Here is an 18,971-nt window from a genome sequence, read left to right on the forward strand (position 1 = left end):
AATACAAAATATTATTTTCGTAAGCAAGGCTGTAACTGTTACGGTTTAAGTAAAAGGAAAAAGGTTTAGCTAATGAGGCCTACAATCAAAGATGTCGCAAGAGAAGCGAAAGTGTCTATTTCGACAGTGTCTTATGCGATCAACAACAGTGATCGTATTAGCGAGAAGACTCGCAACCATGTGTTAGAAGTAGCGAAAAAGTTGAACTACTCAGCGAACAGTAATGCTAAACGTCTAAGACAGAAGAATGTGGGTGCCATTGGTATCTTCTTTAACTCTTGGTTCGGTCCTATCTATAGTGAGTTGGTTCAGGGAATTGAGCGCAAAGTTCACGAAATGGGTTATGACTTGATTGCCTGTAGTTTGTTCGGCGGGTCCGAGTCGACGGCGCACCGCTACCTCAAGGATCAGATGATTGATGGTGCCATTATCTTGAGCAACGCCTTTGATGATGATTTCCTGAAGTCGGTCGCTTCAAAAGACTTACCAATTGTTGCCTTGGACCGTGAAGTCAAAGCAGAGCATATTTACAATATCCTGATTGACAACTTCGGTGGCGCATTTGGTGCAACCAAGCAGCTTATTGCAAGTGGGTGCCAGCAAGTTCACTACTTCTGTGGTCCTGATGACTCATACGACAACCAGAAACGCTTGGAAGGCTACATTGCCGCGCTTGGCTTCTACAATGTCAAATTTGATAACAATTTGATTATTAAGTCTGATTTTACCGAAGAAGACGCATATTTGAAAATGAAGGAAATTATTGACCAAGGTGAAACACCGAAAGCAATATTTTCTGCAAATGATGAAATGGCTCTGGGTATTATCCGGGCTGCAAATGAAAGTGGTATTAAAATTCCAGAGCAACTAAAGCTCATTGGTTTTGACAATATCAGAGAATCTGAAAGAACGACACCGGCATTAAGTACTGTTACTCACCATAAGTATGAAATGGGTGTTAAAGCTGTTGAAGTACTATTTAGTGCGATGAATAGCGAAGAAGAAATTGAACAAGTAACAATTCTACCAACTCAAATTGTTGAACGAGAAACCGTGTAGTTTTTATATTTGTTTTATTCTTTCTTTTAGGTCCAAAAACATATCTAACAATTGGTTGCCATGAAAATTTCATGGCAACAGCCATGTTTTGTGATTTGGGGCAATATTATATAGCCTTATAAGGATAGCGAAATGAAATACAAGTGGCTTACAGTTCTCTTAGTTGCCATGGCAAGTTCTGTTTGTGCCAAAGAAAGAATAGAGTTTATGGTGTCATCAGGTGACCAGATGGCATTCGTTAATGAAGTTATCAAACCTGAATATGAAAAGCGTTATCCTGATGTTGAATTAATTCTCACTAACGATGGCAACCTCGAAACACGTATGGCCGCGGGTGATTACCCCAATGTGTATGCCGGGATCTTTGGTTACATGGTACCAAGGTACGCCAAGTTAGGTCGCTTGATGTATCTTGACGACTTCGACGGCTTCGATGAAATGACAGATCGCATCGAACCGCAATTTATGGAAAAGCACTTTGGCCGCCAGTATTACATCCCTTGGCATGCTACCACTCAAATGATGATTTACAACAAGGACCTATTCCGCGAAGCGGGCCTTGACCCAGAGTTACCGCCTCAGACTTGGGATGAATTGCTGAGTGCAGCTGAAAAAATTAATAATTTGCCGGCACGTTCGAATGGTAGCCGAGTTCATGGCGTTGCCCTTTGGAATGACGCGCTTGCAAGCGGTGGCTGGTACTGGAACATGCTGTCACCCCTGTATTACAACTTTAACGATGGCGAATACCAGCTACTTAACCGCTATGGTACTCATCCGGTGTTCGATAAAGAGGAAGCGGGTATGGTGCCATTCCTCGAGACCATGAAGCAGCTTCAGCAGTTCGCACCGCTGACAATGGAGCAAAACTTTTTCTCACGTACTATTGGCATTTGGCCACAATACGGCATCGCCTGGCGTGTTAACCTTCAGGACGCAGCAGGCAAGCCAATGGTGATTGGCGAGGATGTCGGTATTGCACCTATTCCGGTTCGAGAAAAAGGTGATACGCATTATTCAAACCTTGATGGTCGCGCATTGATGGTATTTAAGAATACCCGCCATATTGAAGAGCGTAGCTGGCAACTGATTGAGTTGTTGATGGAAGATGATTTTAACCTCAAGGCGAATATGGCGCTGCAGAACTTACCGACCCTAGCGTCTCTGCAGGAACACCCATACTTCCAGACTCCAGACATCAAACCGTTTGTCGATCAACTACAACATGTGGTGATGAATGAGTCCAATGCGGCGGTATCAGAAGTATCGAGTATCATACTGAATTATTATTCGCAATCGGTTGTTATGAACAGGCTAACACCAGAAGAAGCGGTTAGCGCAGCAACAGAAGATGTTAAGAAGATAATGCACCGGTAACGGTTAACGATATTGCGAATTCGGCTGCAGCCCTTGCTGCAGCTACCTAAAAGATTTTAATTTTTAAATGGAATAAAAGCCATGAACATAAAACGTTACTGGGTGCCATACCTGTTTATGTTACCGTGGGTAGCATATTTCATAATATTTATGCTGTACCCATTCTTCTTGTCGTTACAAAATAGTTTTTTAGATATAAACATTCTTAACCCAGAAAATACTCGCTTTGTTGGCCTTGGTAATTGGGTGACGTCAGTAACAGACTACAAATTTTGGAAATCAATTTTTAACGTTTTCTTTAACCAAATTATTTTCATTACCTTGAGTTTCGTCTGTGCGATGGGCGCAGCATTAATGCTGAATGAAATTACATTCTTATCGAGCTTATTTCGAACTGTACTCTTTATTCCAGTTGTGACTTCAATCACGGTTGCAATGATCATTTTTGATTTTATTGCAGGACCGAATGGCCCGATTCAGTCCTTAATGATGGATTGGAATGTACTGAGCTCGCCAATCTTCTGGAAATTTGAAAAGTGGCTGCCGATGCCGGTGATCGCGGTATTCAGTGCTTGGAAGTGGTTCGGCGTCCAGATGATTATTTTCCTTGGCGGGATTGCCAGCATTAACCGTTCATTGCTTGAAGCCGCGGATATTGATGGTGCGAGCTGGTGGCGCAAGGTGACCAAGATTATCTTGCCGCTGATCAAGCCGCAGATTGTGTTTGTGATGACAATCAATGTGATTAACGGTTTGCAGATGTTTACCGAAGTCTTCATGAACTTCGACTTGCAGGGCGGTCCGCACAACTCGGCCCTCACGCCGGTACTGCACTTGTACCAGACCGGTTTCGAACAGATGAAGATGGGTGAAGCGTCAACCATTGGCCTTCTGCTGGCGATTGTTATTTTCGTGTTGACCATGCTTCAGTTGAAATTGACTAAGGGTAAGGACTAACCATGAATAATTCTAATAAAGGTAAGCTGCTCATTTACATCGGCTTGTTAGCGGCCAGCTTGATCGTGCTTTACCCGTTTTTCTTTATGATCATCAACTCATTTAAATCGGGTTCGGAGATCATGCACTCCCCGAATGCGCTGCCGACCTCATGGTCTGCCAAGGGCTATATCGAGGTGTTCGATAGCGTCAACCTATGGCGTATTTTCTTCAACACCATTTTTGTTTCGGTATCGGTGATGGTGCTTAACTGCCTGTTGTCAGCCATGGTGGCTTTTGCGATAGCCAAAACCAAGATGCCCGGGCGTCAGGTATGGCTGCGCTTGATTCTGTCTTCGATGATGGTGCCGGCGATTTTGTTCACTATTCCGGTTTACATGATGATGTATGAATGGGGCTGGGTGAATACGTATCGCGTACTGATCATCCCAGGGGCTATCAGCGCCTACAATATTTTCTTGCTGTACCAGTTTATGACCCAGGTTGATGAAGCCTACCTTGAGGCAGCACGTATTGACGGTGCTAGCGAGATGCGCATTTTCTTCAAGGTAGTACTGCCTATGATGCGTCCTGCTATGGCAACGGTCGGTATCCTGACCTTTATGGGGGCATGGAACGACTTCATGGGGCCGCTACTGTATATCCGCGATGATTCGATGCTGACACTTCAGCTTGCACTGTTCAAGTTCCAGCAAGATATCCCTGCCGGCAACCTCGAACAGGTATGGGCGATGACGACGATGATTGCCGTGCCAGTTGTGTTTGTCTTCTTCTTTATGCAGAAGAACTTCATCAAGGCGTTTACTGGGGTGGGAGTTAAGTAATGAATGTATCTCAGCTGAAAAAAATCGTTCTTCTTTTCTCTGTGGTGGTAGTGGCTTATTGGGCTGCATGGGGCAAGGCGTATTTCTTGTCCAAAAGTTATTTCGACTATGCGGTTGAGCAAGAGGCTGCTGGTCACTACATCATTGCCTTAAAAGGGATGAACAAGTTGGAATTGCGTATCGACGAGCAATATCTCGGCGGCTACCAGCAAGTGATCGAGACGTGGGAGCAAGCGCTGTTTGGTATCCGCCCTGCCTTCTATGAGGAAGCATTAGTGGCCCCGGGGCGTTTGATCCCGCAGTTTGCTGATGAAGATCTTCAAGCGTTCATTGATATTTATGTCCAGCTGGATACCAAGTATGTGCCGGAAGTAGCCCATATGCAGCTTCAGCGCGCTAGGCTGGCTGGCAATGAAGAACTCTCTGCAGAGATGGAAGAGTTTCTTACCCAAGCATTCCCTTACTTTGATTTTAATTAATCATGTTTCACTTTTTTGCCGCCCTGCTTGGGCGGTTTTTTTTCAATGATCATCTGCTGAGATGACATTGCATTATTAGATTTCGGAGTATTGTATGGATTTTCCATATAAGAACAGTACTTTACCTGTTGAAGATAGAGTCGAAGACTTGCTGTCACGAATGACGGTAGCAGAAAAAATTGGCCAGCTGTGCCAATCCCCAATGCTTGAATACAATATTAACCGCGATATTTACCTCGAGCGTATCCGGCAAGGACATTGGGGCTCGCGTATCTTGGCTGATACGGCTTGGGCCGGTAACGCACCGGGTGAAACGGTGAGCCCGGCCCAGCTTAATGAAATCCAGCGCGCAGCCGTTGAGGGGAGCCGCCTTGGTATTCCGCTGATCATTGCCCGTGATGTAATTTATGGCCAGCAAACCGTGTTGCCCATCCCGTTGGCCCAGGCAGCGTCATGGAACCCAGAGCAAGTTCAGAATGCCTACCGCTGTATCGCCAAAGAAGCAGCGTCGCTCGGGATCCATTGGACGTTTGCGCCAATGCTCGATATCGTTCGCGACCCTCGCTGGGGCCGTGTTATCGAAAGTAGCGGTGAAGACCCATATCTAACCAGCCAATTTGCCAAAGCCGTGGTAAAAGGTTTCCAGGGTGATTCGCTGGCAGATGAAGACTCTTTGGTGGCTTGTGCCAAGCATTTCGTCGGCTACGGTGCTTCAGAGGGCGGCCGTGACTATGACACCACGGAGATTTCCGACAACTCTTTACATAATGTTTACTTGCCACCGTTTGCCGCTGCAGTTGAAGCAGGTGTCGAAACCGTTATGTCCGGTTTTAATGATCTGGGCGGTACGCCGGTGTCGGGCAGCCAATCGCTGATCAATGGCTGGCTCAAATCAGAGCAGCAATTTGATGGCATGGTGATCAGTGACTGGGGATCCATTTCGGATCTTGCTTATTTCGGTGTCGCCAAAGGCGCTGAGGGGGCTGCTGCAGAGGCGCTTAAAGCCGGTGTTGATATGGCGATGACCAATGAAGCCTATGAAGATCACCTTCAAGAACTTCTGGACAAAGAAGCCATTGATATTGCCCATATCGATGAGGCAACCCGCCGGGTACTGCGTACCAAGTTCAAGGCGGGATTGTTTGAGCGCCCTTATGTCGATGAGTACAAGCACAAGAGTGTCATGCGTCACCCAGAGCATCTGGCACAGGCGCTGACGGTGGCCGAGCAGAGTATGGTGCTGCTTAAAAACAACCACGATGTGTTGCCGATTGAAGCGAAGCCGATGACTATTGCAGTGATCGGTCCACACGCTCACTCTAAGCGCCAGCACCTAGGCTCTTGGTGCTTGGACGGTCGTGCCGAGGATGTGACCAGCATTTATGAAGGCATCAAGGCATGGACAGCCAAGCTCGACTGCACCATTGAACTGCTGACCGAAGAGGCGGCATTTACAGATGAAATGGTCGAGAGTGCTCACCGTGCCGATCTGGTGATCTTGTGTACCGGCGAAAGCCATCGCCGCACTGGTGAAGCGCGCAATGTTGCTGAGCTTACTTTACCTGCTGGCCAGGAAGAATTGATCCGCGCTATCGGTGAAGTCGGCAAGCCTTTGGTTGTGGTGCAATGTACCGGTCGCCCGGTACCGTCCGCAGCGACAGAGCAGTTTGCCGATGCGCTCCTGTACGCCTGGCAGTCCGGTACTGAAGCAGGCCATGCTGTGGCGCGTTTGCTGTTTGGTGATGTGTCACCATCTGGTCGCCTGCCGATGTCGGTACCGCGTAGTACCGGTCAGATCCCAATGTACTATGCCCGTAAGCCACTTGGCAAAATGCGCGCATTCCAAGACTACCAGCCGTACAAAGATCAAAAAGACACCCCGTTATACCCATTCGGTTTTGGCCTGACTTATGGTGAGTTTGACTATTCCAACTTGCGTTTGAGCCAAGCTGAGCTGACGGCAGGTGACACTTTGTATGCAACAGTGACTTTGCGTAATAAAGGCACGCTAACTGCGACAGAAGTCGTTCAGTGCTACATTCGTCAGCAAGTTGCCTCAACGACGCGACCAGTTCGTGAGCTGAAAGATTTCTGCCGAGTAACCTTGGAGCCGGGTGAGTCGAAAGAGGTCGTACTATCGCTACCTGTTGAAAAGCTGCGTTTCTACGGCATCAACAAAACCTTCGCGCTGGAACCTTCGATGGTCGAACTGTATGTCGGTGGTGACAGCAATGCCACGCTAAGCGCGAGTGTTGAAGTGAGCTAACTCACCTCAAACGCACATATTTCATCAACCACTTTTCAGCAGCATACGGCGCCCCGTTGATCTTCGCGGGGCGTAAATAAGAGCCAGCTATCATGACGAAAGAACGACAGGCTGAGCCGTTAGCGACTCGCCCCAACATTATCTATATCATGTCTGATGACCATGCGATTCGGGCATTGAGTGCTTACAATAGCGATATAGCCCACCTAGCTCCGACGCCTAATATCGACCGTATTGCCCAAAACGGTGCGCGGTTTGACCAATCCTTTGTGACCAACTCCCTATGTGGCCCTTCTAGAGCCGCTATGCTGACGGGGAAATTTGGCCATAAAAACGGTTTCAACCATAACGGACAGTTGTTTGACGGTTTCCAGCCGACCTGGCCAAGACTACTCAAAGCCCACGGCTATACAACGGCTTGTATCGGGAAATGGCATATCAACCTCACTCCAGATGGGATCGACTTTGATCATTGGGAAGTCCTGAACGATCAGGGGGAGTATTACAACCCTGACTTTATTACCGCCCAGGGGGTGAAGCGTGAGCATGGATACACCACAGAGCTGATCACCCAGAAGTCCCTGCGCTGGCTGGAAGAGCAACAGCAGAGTGACCAGCCTTTTGCCCTGTTGCTTCACCACAAAGCGCCACATCGCAACTGGATGCCGGCCCCGCAGCACATGCGAGCATTTGAGCATACCACCTTCCCAGTACCGGATAACTATTTCGACACCTATGAAGGCCGTGCGGCGGCGGCTATGCAAACCATGACCATCTATCGGGATGCCCAGGAAGGCCATGATTTGAAAATGACCAAAGGGGTGGGGGAAACAGAATGGCGCGAGGATATCTGGCCGTTTTTGTTGGCGCGCTTAACTCCGGAGCAGCGCCAAGCGTGGGATGAAGCCTACCAAGACCGTAATGACTGGTTCAATGCGAACGAAGCCACTATGACGGCCGAGGAAATTGCTATCTGGAAATACCAGCGTTACTTGCAGGATTATCTGGCTACCATCAAATCGGTCGATGAGTCGGTGGGTGAGGTGCTTGATTACCTTGAAGCGAACGGTCTCGCGGATAACACCATTGTAGTCTATACCTCGGATCAGGGCTTCTACATGGGGGAGCATGGTTGGTTCGACAAGCGGTTTATGTATGAAGAATCATTCCGTGCGCCTTTACTGATCCAGTACCCGAACCGGATCAAACCGGGCACCGTAGTGGAGCACTTGGTGCAGAACATCGACTACGCACCAACCTTCCTTGAATATGCGGGGCTTGATGTGCCTGCGGATATCCAGGGTGAATCTATGGTGCCGCTGCTTGATGGCGAATCACCTGCGGATTGGCGCCAGTCTCTCTACTACCACTTCTATGAATATCCGGCGATGCACGATGTGACAAGGCATTACGGTACCCGTGACAGTCGCTATAAGTTGATGCATTTTTATTATGATATCGACGAGTGGGAGTTTTACGATATCGAAGAAGACCCGACCGAGATGAACAATGCGATCAACGATCCGCGTTACCAGCATGAGATTGCGCGGCTAAAAGCCGAGATTGGCAAACTCGAGGCGAAATACGATGTACCGCCACGGGAGGAATGGGTCAATCTACCGCTTGAGTATGAGCCTGCGCCGACGCTGGAAGAGCTTTTCCCGGAAAGCTATCAGGTCGCTTGCCAATAGGCGAAAGCGAATTTATCTGTTCGTGCTTTACGTATGTCAATGAATTGGGGGGTAGGCCGCGTGTTCAGGCCTAAGCCCTGATTATTAAATAGCTACTGAAAGAGAATAAGAAGAATTATGTCATCACTATTCACATGGACGAGAAGAATTACCAATCGACTTGCTGTCACTATCGCTATTGCTTTTTGCTCGATTGCATTTGTCGGGTATGAGGGGCTAAGTGGGATGAACCAGCTATCCAATCAAACTGCCAGCTTGGTTGAGGATGATTTGGCCAAGGTCATTACCATCAGCGATATCCAGCAGCGGGTTGAACAGGCTCGGGTACATACCTTACTAGCCATACAGCATGATCCCGATACCTTCAGCAGTCGTTACCATGAGCACCCCATTTCGGTTCATACCGATTTGATCTTTGAGAGCTATGATGATCTTCAGGCGCTGTTTTTTGATGTGATGACATTCAATATGGGGGAAAGCTTAGAAGCGGCGACAACGAAAGCGAGTTCTCTCACCGATGAACTGTTCTTTTCTGGCTTTGAGGTGATTGTTGAATTGCTGGAGCAAGGTGAATTTCAACAAGCTAATGTGCGGTTGCTCAACGAGGTGAACCCCAAGATTGAGCAACTCAAAACGTTACTCAGTACGATGAACGACCTGAGTGCGACTGGCGCGAGGGACGCATACACAGAAGCGGTCAGCGATGGCCAGAGCTTTGTTTTCAGCATGAGCACAGCGCTGATTGTGAGCACATTACTGTTAATCGGTATTGCCTATTTGACCATCCGTCGCATTGTGTTTGCACTAAAAGCGCTTCAGGCAACGGCAAATAACATTGCCGAGGGTAACCTGACATGCCGCGTGCAGGTTCAGGGCCAGGATGAATTTACTATGATCGCTGATGCGGTCAATAATATTGCGGCAAGGTTCCAGCAAACGGTTTCATTGATTGGTGATTCTGCTAATCAGCTTAATCTTGCCTCGCAGCAGAATACCCGGCTCAGTGAACAGACGGCATCAAATGCCGCCTCACAGCAGGCGCAAATTCAACAAATTGCGACTGCAACCGAAGAGCTGACGGCAACAGTCAGTGATGTGGCTGCCAGTGCGGTGGCTGCGGCTGAAGCTTCCCAGAAATCGGATGAACTAGCACAAAATGGCGTGGGGGTAGTGAATGAAGCTATTGCTCAGTCTGTTGAATTAGCAGAAGAAATTGAGCAAGCCAAAGTGACGATCAATGAACTTGGCAATCATTCACAAGCTATCGGTAGTGTGTCAGACACGATTCGTGAGATTTCCGATCAAACTAATTTGTTGGCGTTGAACGCCGCAATAGAAGCGGCGAGGGCGGGCAGCTATGGCCGCGGTTTTGCAGTGGTCGCAGACGAGGTCCGTACTCTGGCGCAACGCACCAAGAGCGCCACGGAAGATATTCAAGACACGATAGCTCGCCTGCAAAACGGTTGCCAGCATGCCATTGAGCGTATGGAGTCCGGCGATCAATATGCCCGAGAGAGTACGGTCAAAACTAAGCAGGCTGGCGAAGCATTGCAAGCCATCACCGAAACGGTTGCTGGTATTGCTGAGAAGAACATCCAGATTGCCTCGGCGGCTGAGCAACAAGCCGTGGTAACAGGGGATGTAAATACCAATGTGTTTGAAATCAATGCACTGGCTGATAAAACCGCGAGAGATTCTGAATCAAGCCAAGAGGCATCTGAATCCATTGTGAAACTGGCACATTCACTGACCAATGAGGTGAATCGTTTCAAATTATAGTTGTCTCTCTGTTTGGTAAACTGATGCTGTTGACCCAACCGAATACGGAGTTAAAAGCAAGAATATGGGGCTAAAATATACTTAATTAACGCGAAAAATAGCATTTATCCATAAAATTCGTCATGCGTTTTCGTTGGCCTCTCTTGCGCTAAAGCCTGAGAGGTTTTTTTATATTATTTACGTTGTGCTTAGCTCTCAAAAATGACATTTGGAAGATTAAGTTGTTGGTTTTGACTGAATTGTTTTGTTAGTCTTAATGCTAGTCGAAACGTTTAAATTGAGGCGTAAATGAAACTGAAAACGATAGCTATAGGTGTCAGCTTATCAGTAGTTGCCATGGGAGTAAGTGCTGGTAATGATGCTGTTAATAGCGGTGAGTACATTGCTTTTTTTGACCATACGTTACCCATTGAAGAGCGACTGGATGATATTAGTGCTCGCCTAACCGATAAAGAAAAAGGCCATATGATCACCCTGTGGAACGAGGGTGTTCCGCGTTACGGGTTGAAGTCATTTATGCCAGGTGAAGCACTTCATGGTCTGGCGGCCCCGCGAAAAAATGCTGCGACCGTCTTTCCCCAATCAATTGGTCTGGCTGCGACATGGCAACCTGAGGCGCTTAAGCGAATGGGGGATGCCGTGTCCGATGAAGCGCGAGCGCAATATCACAATGGTCCTGTGATAAAAGATGGCAAGCGAGGCCCACTAACGTTCTGGTCACCGGTGATCAATATTGCCCGCGATCCGCGCTGGGGCCGCACTCAGGAAGCCTATGGCGAGGATCCGTTACTCAATGGAGTCATGGCCAGCGCCTATGTTAAAGGTTTGCAGGGTGATCATCCCAAGTACCTCAAGACCGCAGCTGGTGCCAAACACTTCGTCGCCAACAATGAAGAACACAACCGCTTTAACGGTAATGCCAATATTTCAGAAAAACAGTTACGCGAATACTATTTCCCGGCCTACAAACAAGTTGTCGAAGAGGCTAATGCGCAAATTGTGATGACTGCGTATAACAAGCTTAACAATGAGCCTGCGGTCACCAATACATGGTTAGTTCGAGATGTATTACGTGGCGAGTGGGGATTTGATGGCTTCGTGCTTGGTGACTATGGTTCTGTACTGATGACCACCAAAGGATGGGGCGAACGCAGCTTCCACGGTCACGATATCTATGACAACTATGTCGATGCGACTGCCGCGGTACTTAATGCTGAAACCTTGGATTTTGATAACACCAGGCTGTTTCGCCAAGAGGCAATGACAGCAATAGCACAAAACAAAACAACCAGTGCCCAGTTGGACCGGGCATTTCGAAACACCATGCGCGTAGGCCTAAGGCTCGGCATGTTTGATCCAGAAGAACTGTCACCGTGGAAAGACATCCCGTTTGAAACAATGACCACATTTAAGCCGCTTGCACTTGAGCTCGCAGAGAAGAGTATGGTCTTACTGCAAAATGAGCCAGTGAATAGCCAACCGGTATTACCTATCGATAAATCTACGGTTAAATCTGTCGCAGTCATTGGCCCTAACGCGAACGTGTTGAACTTCGGTACCTACTCCGGTACAGCTAAAGATCCTATCACGCCATTACAAGGCATTCGAGATTATCTTGGTGATGATATCGACGTCATCTACGTACCATGGACCCAAAATCAAGGTGAACTTAACCCAATCCCACTAGAAAGTATTACATTACTTGATAACCAAGGGCTCGGTGTCTGGACCGCTGATTATTACACCAACCGAAATGGCAGTGGTAAACCTGTCGCTAATAACACGGTTGGCAACATTGATTTCGACTTTGGCAACAAACCACCACACAAAGACCTAGGTAACGAACATTTTGCTGTCAAATATACAACGACAATTGTACCTCCTCAAAGTGGCCTGTATACGTTAGGTGTTGAGTCCCAAGGCTATGAAATGGTGTTCGATATTGATGGGTCCACTATTTTACGAGACCACGGTAACAACAGCGAGCCACTTCGAACAACAGCAGAGCTTGAGTTGGACTCTCAGAAAACTTACACATTTACTGTGCTAGCTATGGAAAAGCGCGGCAGCTCTGAGCGCTCAGTCAAATTTGGTTGGGAACTGCCATCAGAAGACAGTATTTATGAAGGCGCAGAGCTTGAAGCGGCTAAAAAAGCCGATGTCGTTATTGCCGTTATGGGCTTATCGACTGAATATGAACGAGAGTCGATTGACCGGACTTCAGAAGGCCTGCCTTCTGAGCAAATTGATTTACTCAGAAGCATTATTAAGGTCAACCCAAAAACAGCCGTAGTACTACAATCAGGATCGTCTATCGAAAGTCCTTGGCTTAAAAGTAATGTACCTGCCATTTTACAGAGTTGGTATCCGGGTGAACAGGGCGGTGCAGCTATCGCTAATACCTTGTTTGGTGACAATAACCCAGGCGGTAAGCTTCCGCTTACCTTTGTTAAGTCCTGGAGTGACTTACCAGCCTTTAATGATTATGACATCAGCAAAGGTCGTACTTACCTCTATTTCGACAAAGAGCCGCTATGGGCCTTTGGTCATGGCTTGAGCTATACCCAGTTTGCTCTGTCAGATATGAAGATCAAGAGCAGCAAGGTAGCCAAAGACGGCCACATTGATGTCACTGTAACGGTAGAAAACACCGGTAAAAAGGCTGGTGATGAGGTGGTACAAGTCTACATTACGGATATGTTTGAGCGCAGTGAGAAGCCAAAGCAACGCCTGAAAGCCTTCGAACGTGTCTCGCTTGAAGCCGGAGAAAGCAAGCAAGTTAATCTCAGCATCGATGTCAGCGATCTGGCTTACTGGGACGAGAAAACCAAAGGTTGGATGCTCGGTGACAAATACGAAATCCGGGTCGGGAATGCATCGGACAATATCTTGCTGACTGATACTATAAATGTTGAGTAGCTGATCTCGTATTTTGACCGCCTTTATTAATGGTAATACTCACCGTTTGTAAAAAACGAACGGTGAGTATTTTTCAAAGGTAAAGCAAATTTATGGCACATTTTTACTGCTGCTCGATCAACGTTGAGCAGCTATTTTCATATCCCAGTAATGTGATTTTAAAAAGCAGGGGGGAATAAAGAGAGAGAGAGTTAGGTTGGGTCTTGATTATATTTCTTCGCAATCCGGTCGTTGTAAGTAGTACGTGGTTGTATAGAACACGTTGTTTTTTAAAATTAAAAGATAGATGAATTTCATGAACAAATTAAGTTTTGCTGCTTTGACAGCTTTAATAGCTCTTTCTGGTCAATTGAATGCCGCTGAATTACAGCATCGTTTGGGGGTAGGTTATAGCTCTACGGACTTTGAAGCATTAGGCGTTAGTTTTGGTTACGGCAATGGCATCAAGTTGGAATATGGTTATGATTTCAACCAAATTGCCGGTATGCATGTTTCCTATGAGCAGAATAAAGACGGTATTTTAAAGGGAGACACCTTTAAATTAGGTGGTGACATTGGCTATACGTTCGAATTTGATGAAGCGTCAATCAAGCCTTTTATTTCTGGTGGTTTTTACTCTTATGAAGAGAATTTTTACGATGACTCCGGCCTGTATTGGGGGCTAGGGGCTCGAGCCACGTACAAAAACTTCTATATTGATCTGCGCCAGGATTTCTTCGAGATGAAAGATCAAGGTATCAGTGTTGATATGGAGCAATTTGCTGTCACGCTGGGAATCAGGTTATAAGCTATAAGCACATAAAGCCAGTGATAGAAGAACGCTTGGGACAAACAGAGTTCTTTAATTCCATTGAACCGATTGTGACTTATCTCGATGAAAATGGTGAGTGGCAGAAATTGACTACGTTGCCAGCCCATAGAGCGAATCAAGGTTTTTCTGCTGACAAAACGGCAAGACAATGGCGCTTTGAATTGAGTTGAAATCGAGATAGCACATTCTCCGTAAGCCAGTTGATTATGAATTAAAGAGTGTTTTTGCGGTTTGAATCACCTTAGTGTCAGGTTAATAAATCTGGCACTTTGCCATCAGTTTAGTTGTTGAAATGTTAAATTTCATCCGTCTCCTTATAATGAATTTTATATGCTCTATGACGGTCATTTATTCGAGCGCTAGATGCTTGAATATTATTTATAAATAAAGAGATTTATGAGAAAAATTTTATCTTTAGTGGCTTTGTCCATGTTGAGTTCTGGTGTGTTGGCTGATCGTACGTATATTAACCCTATGGATCTCGAATATCAGTATGGTGAAAGGATTCCGGAACGCCGGCAATTTATTAAGGCTGAAGGGCTCGTTACCCGGCAAAGCGCAGATCCGGTTATCGTAAGCTTTGAAAAAGATGGCAAGCATCAGGGCTATTTCATGTTTGCCAGCCAAGGTCGCGGGTATTGGGTGTCCAACGATCTTATAACTTGGCAACATATTCAGCCTACTGGCGAGTGGCCGGTAAGCTATTTCACTCCAAGCGATGGTAAAGATCCGACAACAGAGAAAGATCCCGAGAGCGGACTCGAGTGGAAAGACATGATTGCTCCTGCGGCCCTGTCAAAGGACGGAAAAATTTACTTGCTCTCGTCCAACCGAAAAGGTGGGCTGACAACACTGTTTGTCTCGGATGATCCAGCATCAGGAAAGTGGGAAAAGGCCGACGAAAATCTGGGGTATCCCGTTGTGGGAGATAAAAACTTGTGGGATCCGGCACTCTATCATGAAAATGATCAATGGTATGTCTACTGGGGCTCATCCAACTTGTTTCCGTTGTGGGGTGCAAAAATAAATGAGAACAAGAAGGGATTAGAAATAGATCGCTTTGCCAAACCACTGTTAGCGATGCACCCGGATGTACATGGATGGGAGAGGATGGGTTTCGATCATACCTCTCCGCATGCCCCTTATGTTGAAGGGCCCGAAATGCTAAAAAGCGGCGATACATATTATCTTTCCTATGCTGGCCCGGGTACCGACGGAAATGTATATGGCGATGGCATTTATACTGGAAAGTCTCCTTTGGGGCCTTTTACCTACCAATCTCACAATCCGGTGACTTATAAGCCTGGCGGATATGTTCATGGTGCCGGTCATGGCAATACCTTTAGAGATGCCTTTGGTAATATCTGGCGCAGTGGGTCTAACTGGTATGGCGTTAACTGGGTGTTTGAGCGGCGTAATGTGATCCTACCTTCCGCTATCGATGCCGATGGTATTATGTACTCGTCGGCGCGATTTGCTGATTTCCCGCAATTTGCACCAACTGATAAATATAGTGATCCCAACGAACTGTTTACCGGCTGGATGTTGCTGTCCTATAACAAGCCTGCTTGGGCGACGTCCGAATTGTCTCCCGAGCGTGGTCGTACTTTTGATGCGAGTTTTGTGACTGATGAAAACCCTAGAAACTTCTGGGTTGCTGGTGAAAATAACGACGCTCAGCATGTAGTGGTTGATCTGCAGTCTGAAAAGACTATCAATGCAATTCAAATCAACTATGCAGATTATCTGGTAACAGGAGATGAGTATAGAGCGCCTCTTCCTCATGACAAGGCGATGGAAGATTACAAGAAGCGTATTTATACCCACTATCGCTTGTCAATATCCAATGACAATGAAACATGGGAGGAGATCAGTAATAACCTGGATAAGCATGAAAATCGTTCCAATATTTATATTGAACTAGATGAGCCTATAACAGCCCGCTATGTACGTTTTGAAAATGTTCATGTGGGTGTGAAACATCTGGCTTTGAACGGATTGCGAGTATTTGGATCTGCCAATGGTGAGTTACCTGCTGTACCTGAGAAGTTAACGACTATACGGGATGCTGATCGCCGTAATGTAACAGTGGCATGGCAGCCTGTTGAAGATGCTGTTGGTTATAACGTACGCTTCGGTATTGCCCCAGATAAGCTTTATCATACCTACCAGATATGGGGTGATGAGTTTGATGGTCAAAAGGAGATTCGCTCACTGGACATTCATGAAAGCTACTATTTTGCGGTCGAGGCGTTTAACGAGACCGGCGTCTCCAAGTTGTCTTCCCCTAAGATGGCCAAATAACCAGACTGTACCATGCTGGGTGCCGTTGAATTGAGAAAATAAAATGCGCTACTGATTTCCAGTAGCGCATTTTTTATTGTCTACGGCTGGGTGAACAATAAACGTAGTAAGGTGCGTTTCAATCAAAGCTCTGCCCGACAGGGACATTTACCTCAATAAAGTACTCCGGAGAGAGCGCGCGATCGTTCGCCCAAACGACTAGCTTGTTTAGTGGCTGGTCTGCCAGAAAATTGGGTTGGAGAAGAACCATAGGTCTTGCCAAGGATATTGATTACCTTGCTGTTTTTTCGGTTCCAAGGTGTCAGTGCTGGTACCACGTAGTCGTAGATAACCGTTTTGATGCTCGCGCGGAATGTTGATGGTTAGAGCAATGGTGTTGTCTTTTACTTGCCATTGCGACTGATCAATCCGCTGGATGACTTTGGTGGTGCTATTGGCGTTCGGTTCATTGGCAATGGCTGGATCAACCGCACCGGTAATTACGTCGATGCGGCTTAATACTGGAATATCACCGTTGGCATTTTGGCTATTACTGAGTTTGAGTTCGAGTTGCAGAGTTAGCATTTCTTCGTCTGCTCCAACCAATAAGGTTTCACCGAGAGAAGCGTTGTTGTTTGCTTTGTTATTGGTCGTGCCGGCACTCAAGTCGGCATTAAGTCCGCTGATCAGATCGCCAAACACCATAAAGCTACGACCGCGGCGAAGTCCATCCATGATGTCAGCAGGTTCGTTACGGGCATAGACATAGGTTTTGTTGTACTCACCCGGCCAGAAATCACGGCCACCGACACTGGCATGTTTATGTGAATCAGCTGAAGAGGTGATCCAGAAGCGCATACCGTTACCAAGGATATGATCCCAGACACCGCCGACAACGGCGGTCATTTGATCGGCCCCTCTAAAAGTCCCAAACTTATAATAAGCGCCGCGAGCCCCTCTGGCTGCCTGATGGCCTGGAGAGCCCACCATACCAATAAAGACGTCGGGATCGGTCTGGTGCCAAGTCATCAGCTTTTCAGGTGTTACCCTTGCCCACTCGTTGAGGCCGGTTGCTTGTCGGCTTGGGTGGTTTTTGATGATGATTGGCTTTTCATCCTGCTGAGCCAGGAACTCGATGCCTTTTTGCATGTGTTCGACATTGTTGCGCTTGCGGGTCAACTTGCGGTATTCCCTGATCGAGTAATCACGCTGGAACTGGACCAGGACATCACGCTCGGCAGCGTTGATCGGCATCATCACGGTGGCGTGCTCGCCATCTGGCACGTCCAGCTCAATACCGAAAAACTGATGGACTTCCGGTACCGCTTTCCGCGCCTCTAGCAGTTCAGGGTAGGCATGCTGGTCGAGCAACTTAGAATGCTCCGGGCCACCGTGGTCAGTATTGACTAGCCAGCTCAGGCCATATTTCTTGGCAGCCTGCGCATTATCAAGATACGTATGCTGACTGTCGCCCCCCTTGATGGGAGACCATGGGTCTGTGGATTTATCCCACTTAACGCTCCAGTGTGTGTGGGCGTGGTGTTCACCCGCAAGCCATTGTCTTTCTTGCGCGGCAACAGTCGAGGCTGCCACGCCCAGCGTAAGGATTGTAGCTAGTGTTATTGAGCGGAGTTTCATCTTATTACACCTTTAGTGTGTTAGTAATCGTTGGTTTTTTTATAACCAATTGTGTTGTCCGAAAAATGGCAGAAGATCGTCGATGATCTGACTCTTATATTTCTGGCCATTGAAAAAGCCATGTCCCTTGCCTTGGAAAGGTACAACCTGGCACTTCCGCTGAAGTGAGGTCGCTTTCCGGCAGAAAGCCTCAGCCGTTGAGATGGCGACGGTTTTATCTTCCGTGCCGTGGTAAATAACGGTGGGCGGCAAGGATTGTGATAGATGGTGGTAGGGAGAAAGCGATATCAGCGGACTGCCAGTCCAAGCTTCCGTCCAATGGGTTGGTTGGTAGAGGTTTGGCTCTGGGGCCATGATGGTGACCGGGTTAAACAGGACTAGCAAAGCCGGGGTGAAACTCATATCGCCATAGTCAGGCAACACCGCAGTGGCCGCGGCAAGTTGTCCGCCGGCTGAGGCCCCCGCTGCACCGATTCTTTTTTTATCAATGTGAAAATGCTCGGCATTGCGATAGAGCCAGTTCATTGCACTTTTTGCATCAGCAACGGCTTCGGCTACTCCAGTGTTGTGCCGGTTGCGAACCCGGTAATCAACCAGCATAGAGGCGATGCCCTTTTGTTGCAGTTGCTGGGCATAGTGAACGAACTGAGCGGGATTACCCCCAGCCCAGCCGCCACCAAAAAAGAAAACAAGTGCAGGGGAAGGCGTTTCGCCTGTTACGGTGAAAAGCCAGCTTTTTAGCTCTATGCCATCAACATGCTTGTAGCTGACCTGAATTGCCCCATTGATAGTTGGTGGGTATTTACTTGCATGCAGGTGCGATGAGTTCAACAATGCAAAGAGTAATACAGTAAAAATGCTCAGCCGAGAAATGCTCATAACTGCCTC

General features: G+C 47.3%; 14 protein-coding genes. 12 read left to right on the forward strand and 2 right to left on the reverse strand.

Annotated elements, in window-relative coordinates; translation table 11 throughout:
• Positions 1 to 72: 72 nt before the first annotated feature.
• From C9J03_RS16335 to C9J03_RS16385, 12 genes are all read left to right on the forward strand, one after another.
• Entirely contained in the window at positions 73 to 1,059 is a 987-nt protein-coding gene (locus C9J03_RS16335) for a LacI family DNA-binding transcriptional regulator (protein ID WP_044620614.1), read from the forward strand.
• A gap of 132 nt (positions 1,060 to 1,191) precedes the next feature.
• On the forward strand, positions 1,192 to 2,436 hold the full coding sequence (locus C9J03_RS16340; RefSeq protein WP_044620615.1) for an extracellular solute-binding protein: 1,245 nt from the start codon (positions 1,192 to 1,194) through the stop codon (positions 2,434 to 2,436).
• Between the two features lie 354 nt (positions 2,437 to 2,790).
• A complete protein-coding gene (locus C9J03_RS16345; RefSeq protein WP_231569059.1) occupies positions 2,791 to 3,393 on the forward strand; it encodes a carbohydrate ABC transporter permease in 603 nt (200 codons plus the stop codon).
• Between the two features lie 2 nt (positions 3,394 to 3,395).
• A complete protein-coding gene (locus C9J03_RS16350; protein WP_044620616.1) occupies positions 3,396 to 4,217 on the forward strand; it encodes a carbohydrate ABC transporter permease in 822 nt (273 codons plus the stop codon).
• Positions 4,217 to 4,696: a hypothetical protein gene (locus C9J03_RS16355; protein ID WP_039464859.1), complete on the forward strand. Its 480-nt coding sequence runs from the start codon at positions 4,217 to 4,219 to the stop codon at positions 4,694 to 4,696. The genes C9J03_RS16350 and C9J03_RS16355 overlap by 1 nt, the downstream gene beginning before the upstream one ends.
• Positions 4,697 to 4,790: 94 nt before the next feature.
• Positions 4,791 to 6,962 carry a glycoside hydrolase family 3 N-terminal domain-containing protein gene (locus C9J03_RS16360; RefSeq protein ID WP_044620617.1) on the forward strand — a complete coding sequence of 724 codons (2,172 nt, stop codon included), beginning with the start codon at positions 4,791 to 4,793 and terminating at the stop codon, positions 6,960 to 6,962.
• A gap of 92 nt (positions 6,963 to 7,054) precedes the next feature.
• Entirely contained in the window at positions 7,055 to 8,653 is a 1,599-nt protein-coding gene (locus C9J03_RS16365; RefSeq protein WP_082008604.1) for a sulfatase family protein, read from the forward strand.
• Positions 8,654 to 8,770: 117 nt separating this feature from the next.
• A complete protein-coding gene (locus C9J03_RS16370; protein ID WP_082060429.1) occupies positions 8,771 to 10,432 on the forward strand; it encodes a methyl-accepting chemotaxis protein in 1,662 nt (553 codons plus the stop codon).
• 288 nt (positions 10,433 to 10,720) lie between these two features.
• On the forward strand, positions 10,721 to 13,351 hold the full coding sequence (locus tag C9J03_RS16375; protein ID WP_052829560.1) for a glycoside hydrolase family 3 C-terminal domain-containing protein: 2,631 nt from the start codon (positions 10,721 to 10,723) through the stop codon (positions 13,349 to 13,351).
• A 295-nt stretch (positions 13,352 to 13,646) separates the two neighbouring features.
• A complete protein-coding gene (locus C9J03_RS16380) occupies positions 13,647 to 14,138 on the forward strand; it encodes an outer membrane beta-barrel protein (RefSeq protein ID WP_044620619.1) in 492 nt (163 codons plus the stop codon).
• Between the two features lie 20 nt (positions 14,139 to 14,158).
• Positions 14,159 to 14,332: a hypothetical protein gene (locus C9J03_RS26755; protein WP_156149922.1), complete on the forward strand. Its 174-nt coding sequence runs from the start codon at positions 14,159 to 14,161 to the stop codon at positions 14,330 to 14,332.
• A gap of 226 nt (positions 14,333 to 14,558) precedes the next feature.
• Positions 14,559 to 16,466, forward strand: a complete 1,908-nt coding sequence (locus C9J03_RS16385; protein WP_044620620.1) for a family 43 glycosylhydrolase — start codon at positions 14,559 to 14,561, stop codon at positions 16,464 to 16,466.
• 207 nt (positions 16,467 to 16,673) lie between these two features.
• On the opposite strand, the gene C9J03_RS16390 is transcribed toward C9J03_RS16385, so the two are convergent.
• Entirely contained in the window at positions 16,674 to 18,083 is a 1,410-nt protein-coding gene (locus tag C9J03_RS16390; RefSeq protein WP_052829561.1) for a CehA/McbA family metallohydrolase domain-containing protein, read from the reverse strand.
• Positions 18,084 to 18,122: 39 nt separating this feature from the next.
• The gene (locus C9J03_RS16395; RefSeq protein ID WP_052829562.1) at positions 18,123 to 18,962 is read right to left on the reverse strand and encodes an alpha/beta hydrolase family protein; all 840 of its coding nucleotides are present in this window, start codon (positions 18,960 to 18,962) and stop codon (positions 18,123 to 18,125) included.
• Positions 18,963 to 18,971 lie beyond the last annotated feature (9 nt).

Origin of the sequence: Photobacterium gaetbulicola (assembly GCF_003025515.1) — a bacterium.
GTDB lineage: Bacteria > Pseudomonadota > Gammaproteobacteria > Enterobacterales > Vibrionaceae > Photobacterium > Photobacterium gaetbulicola.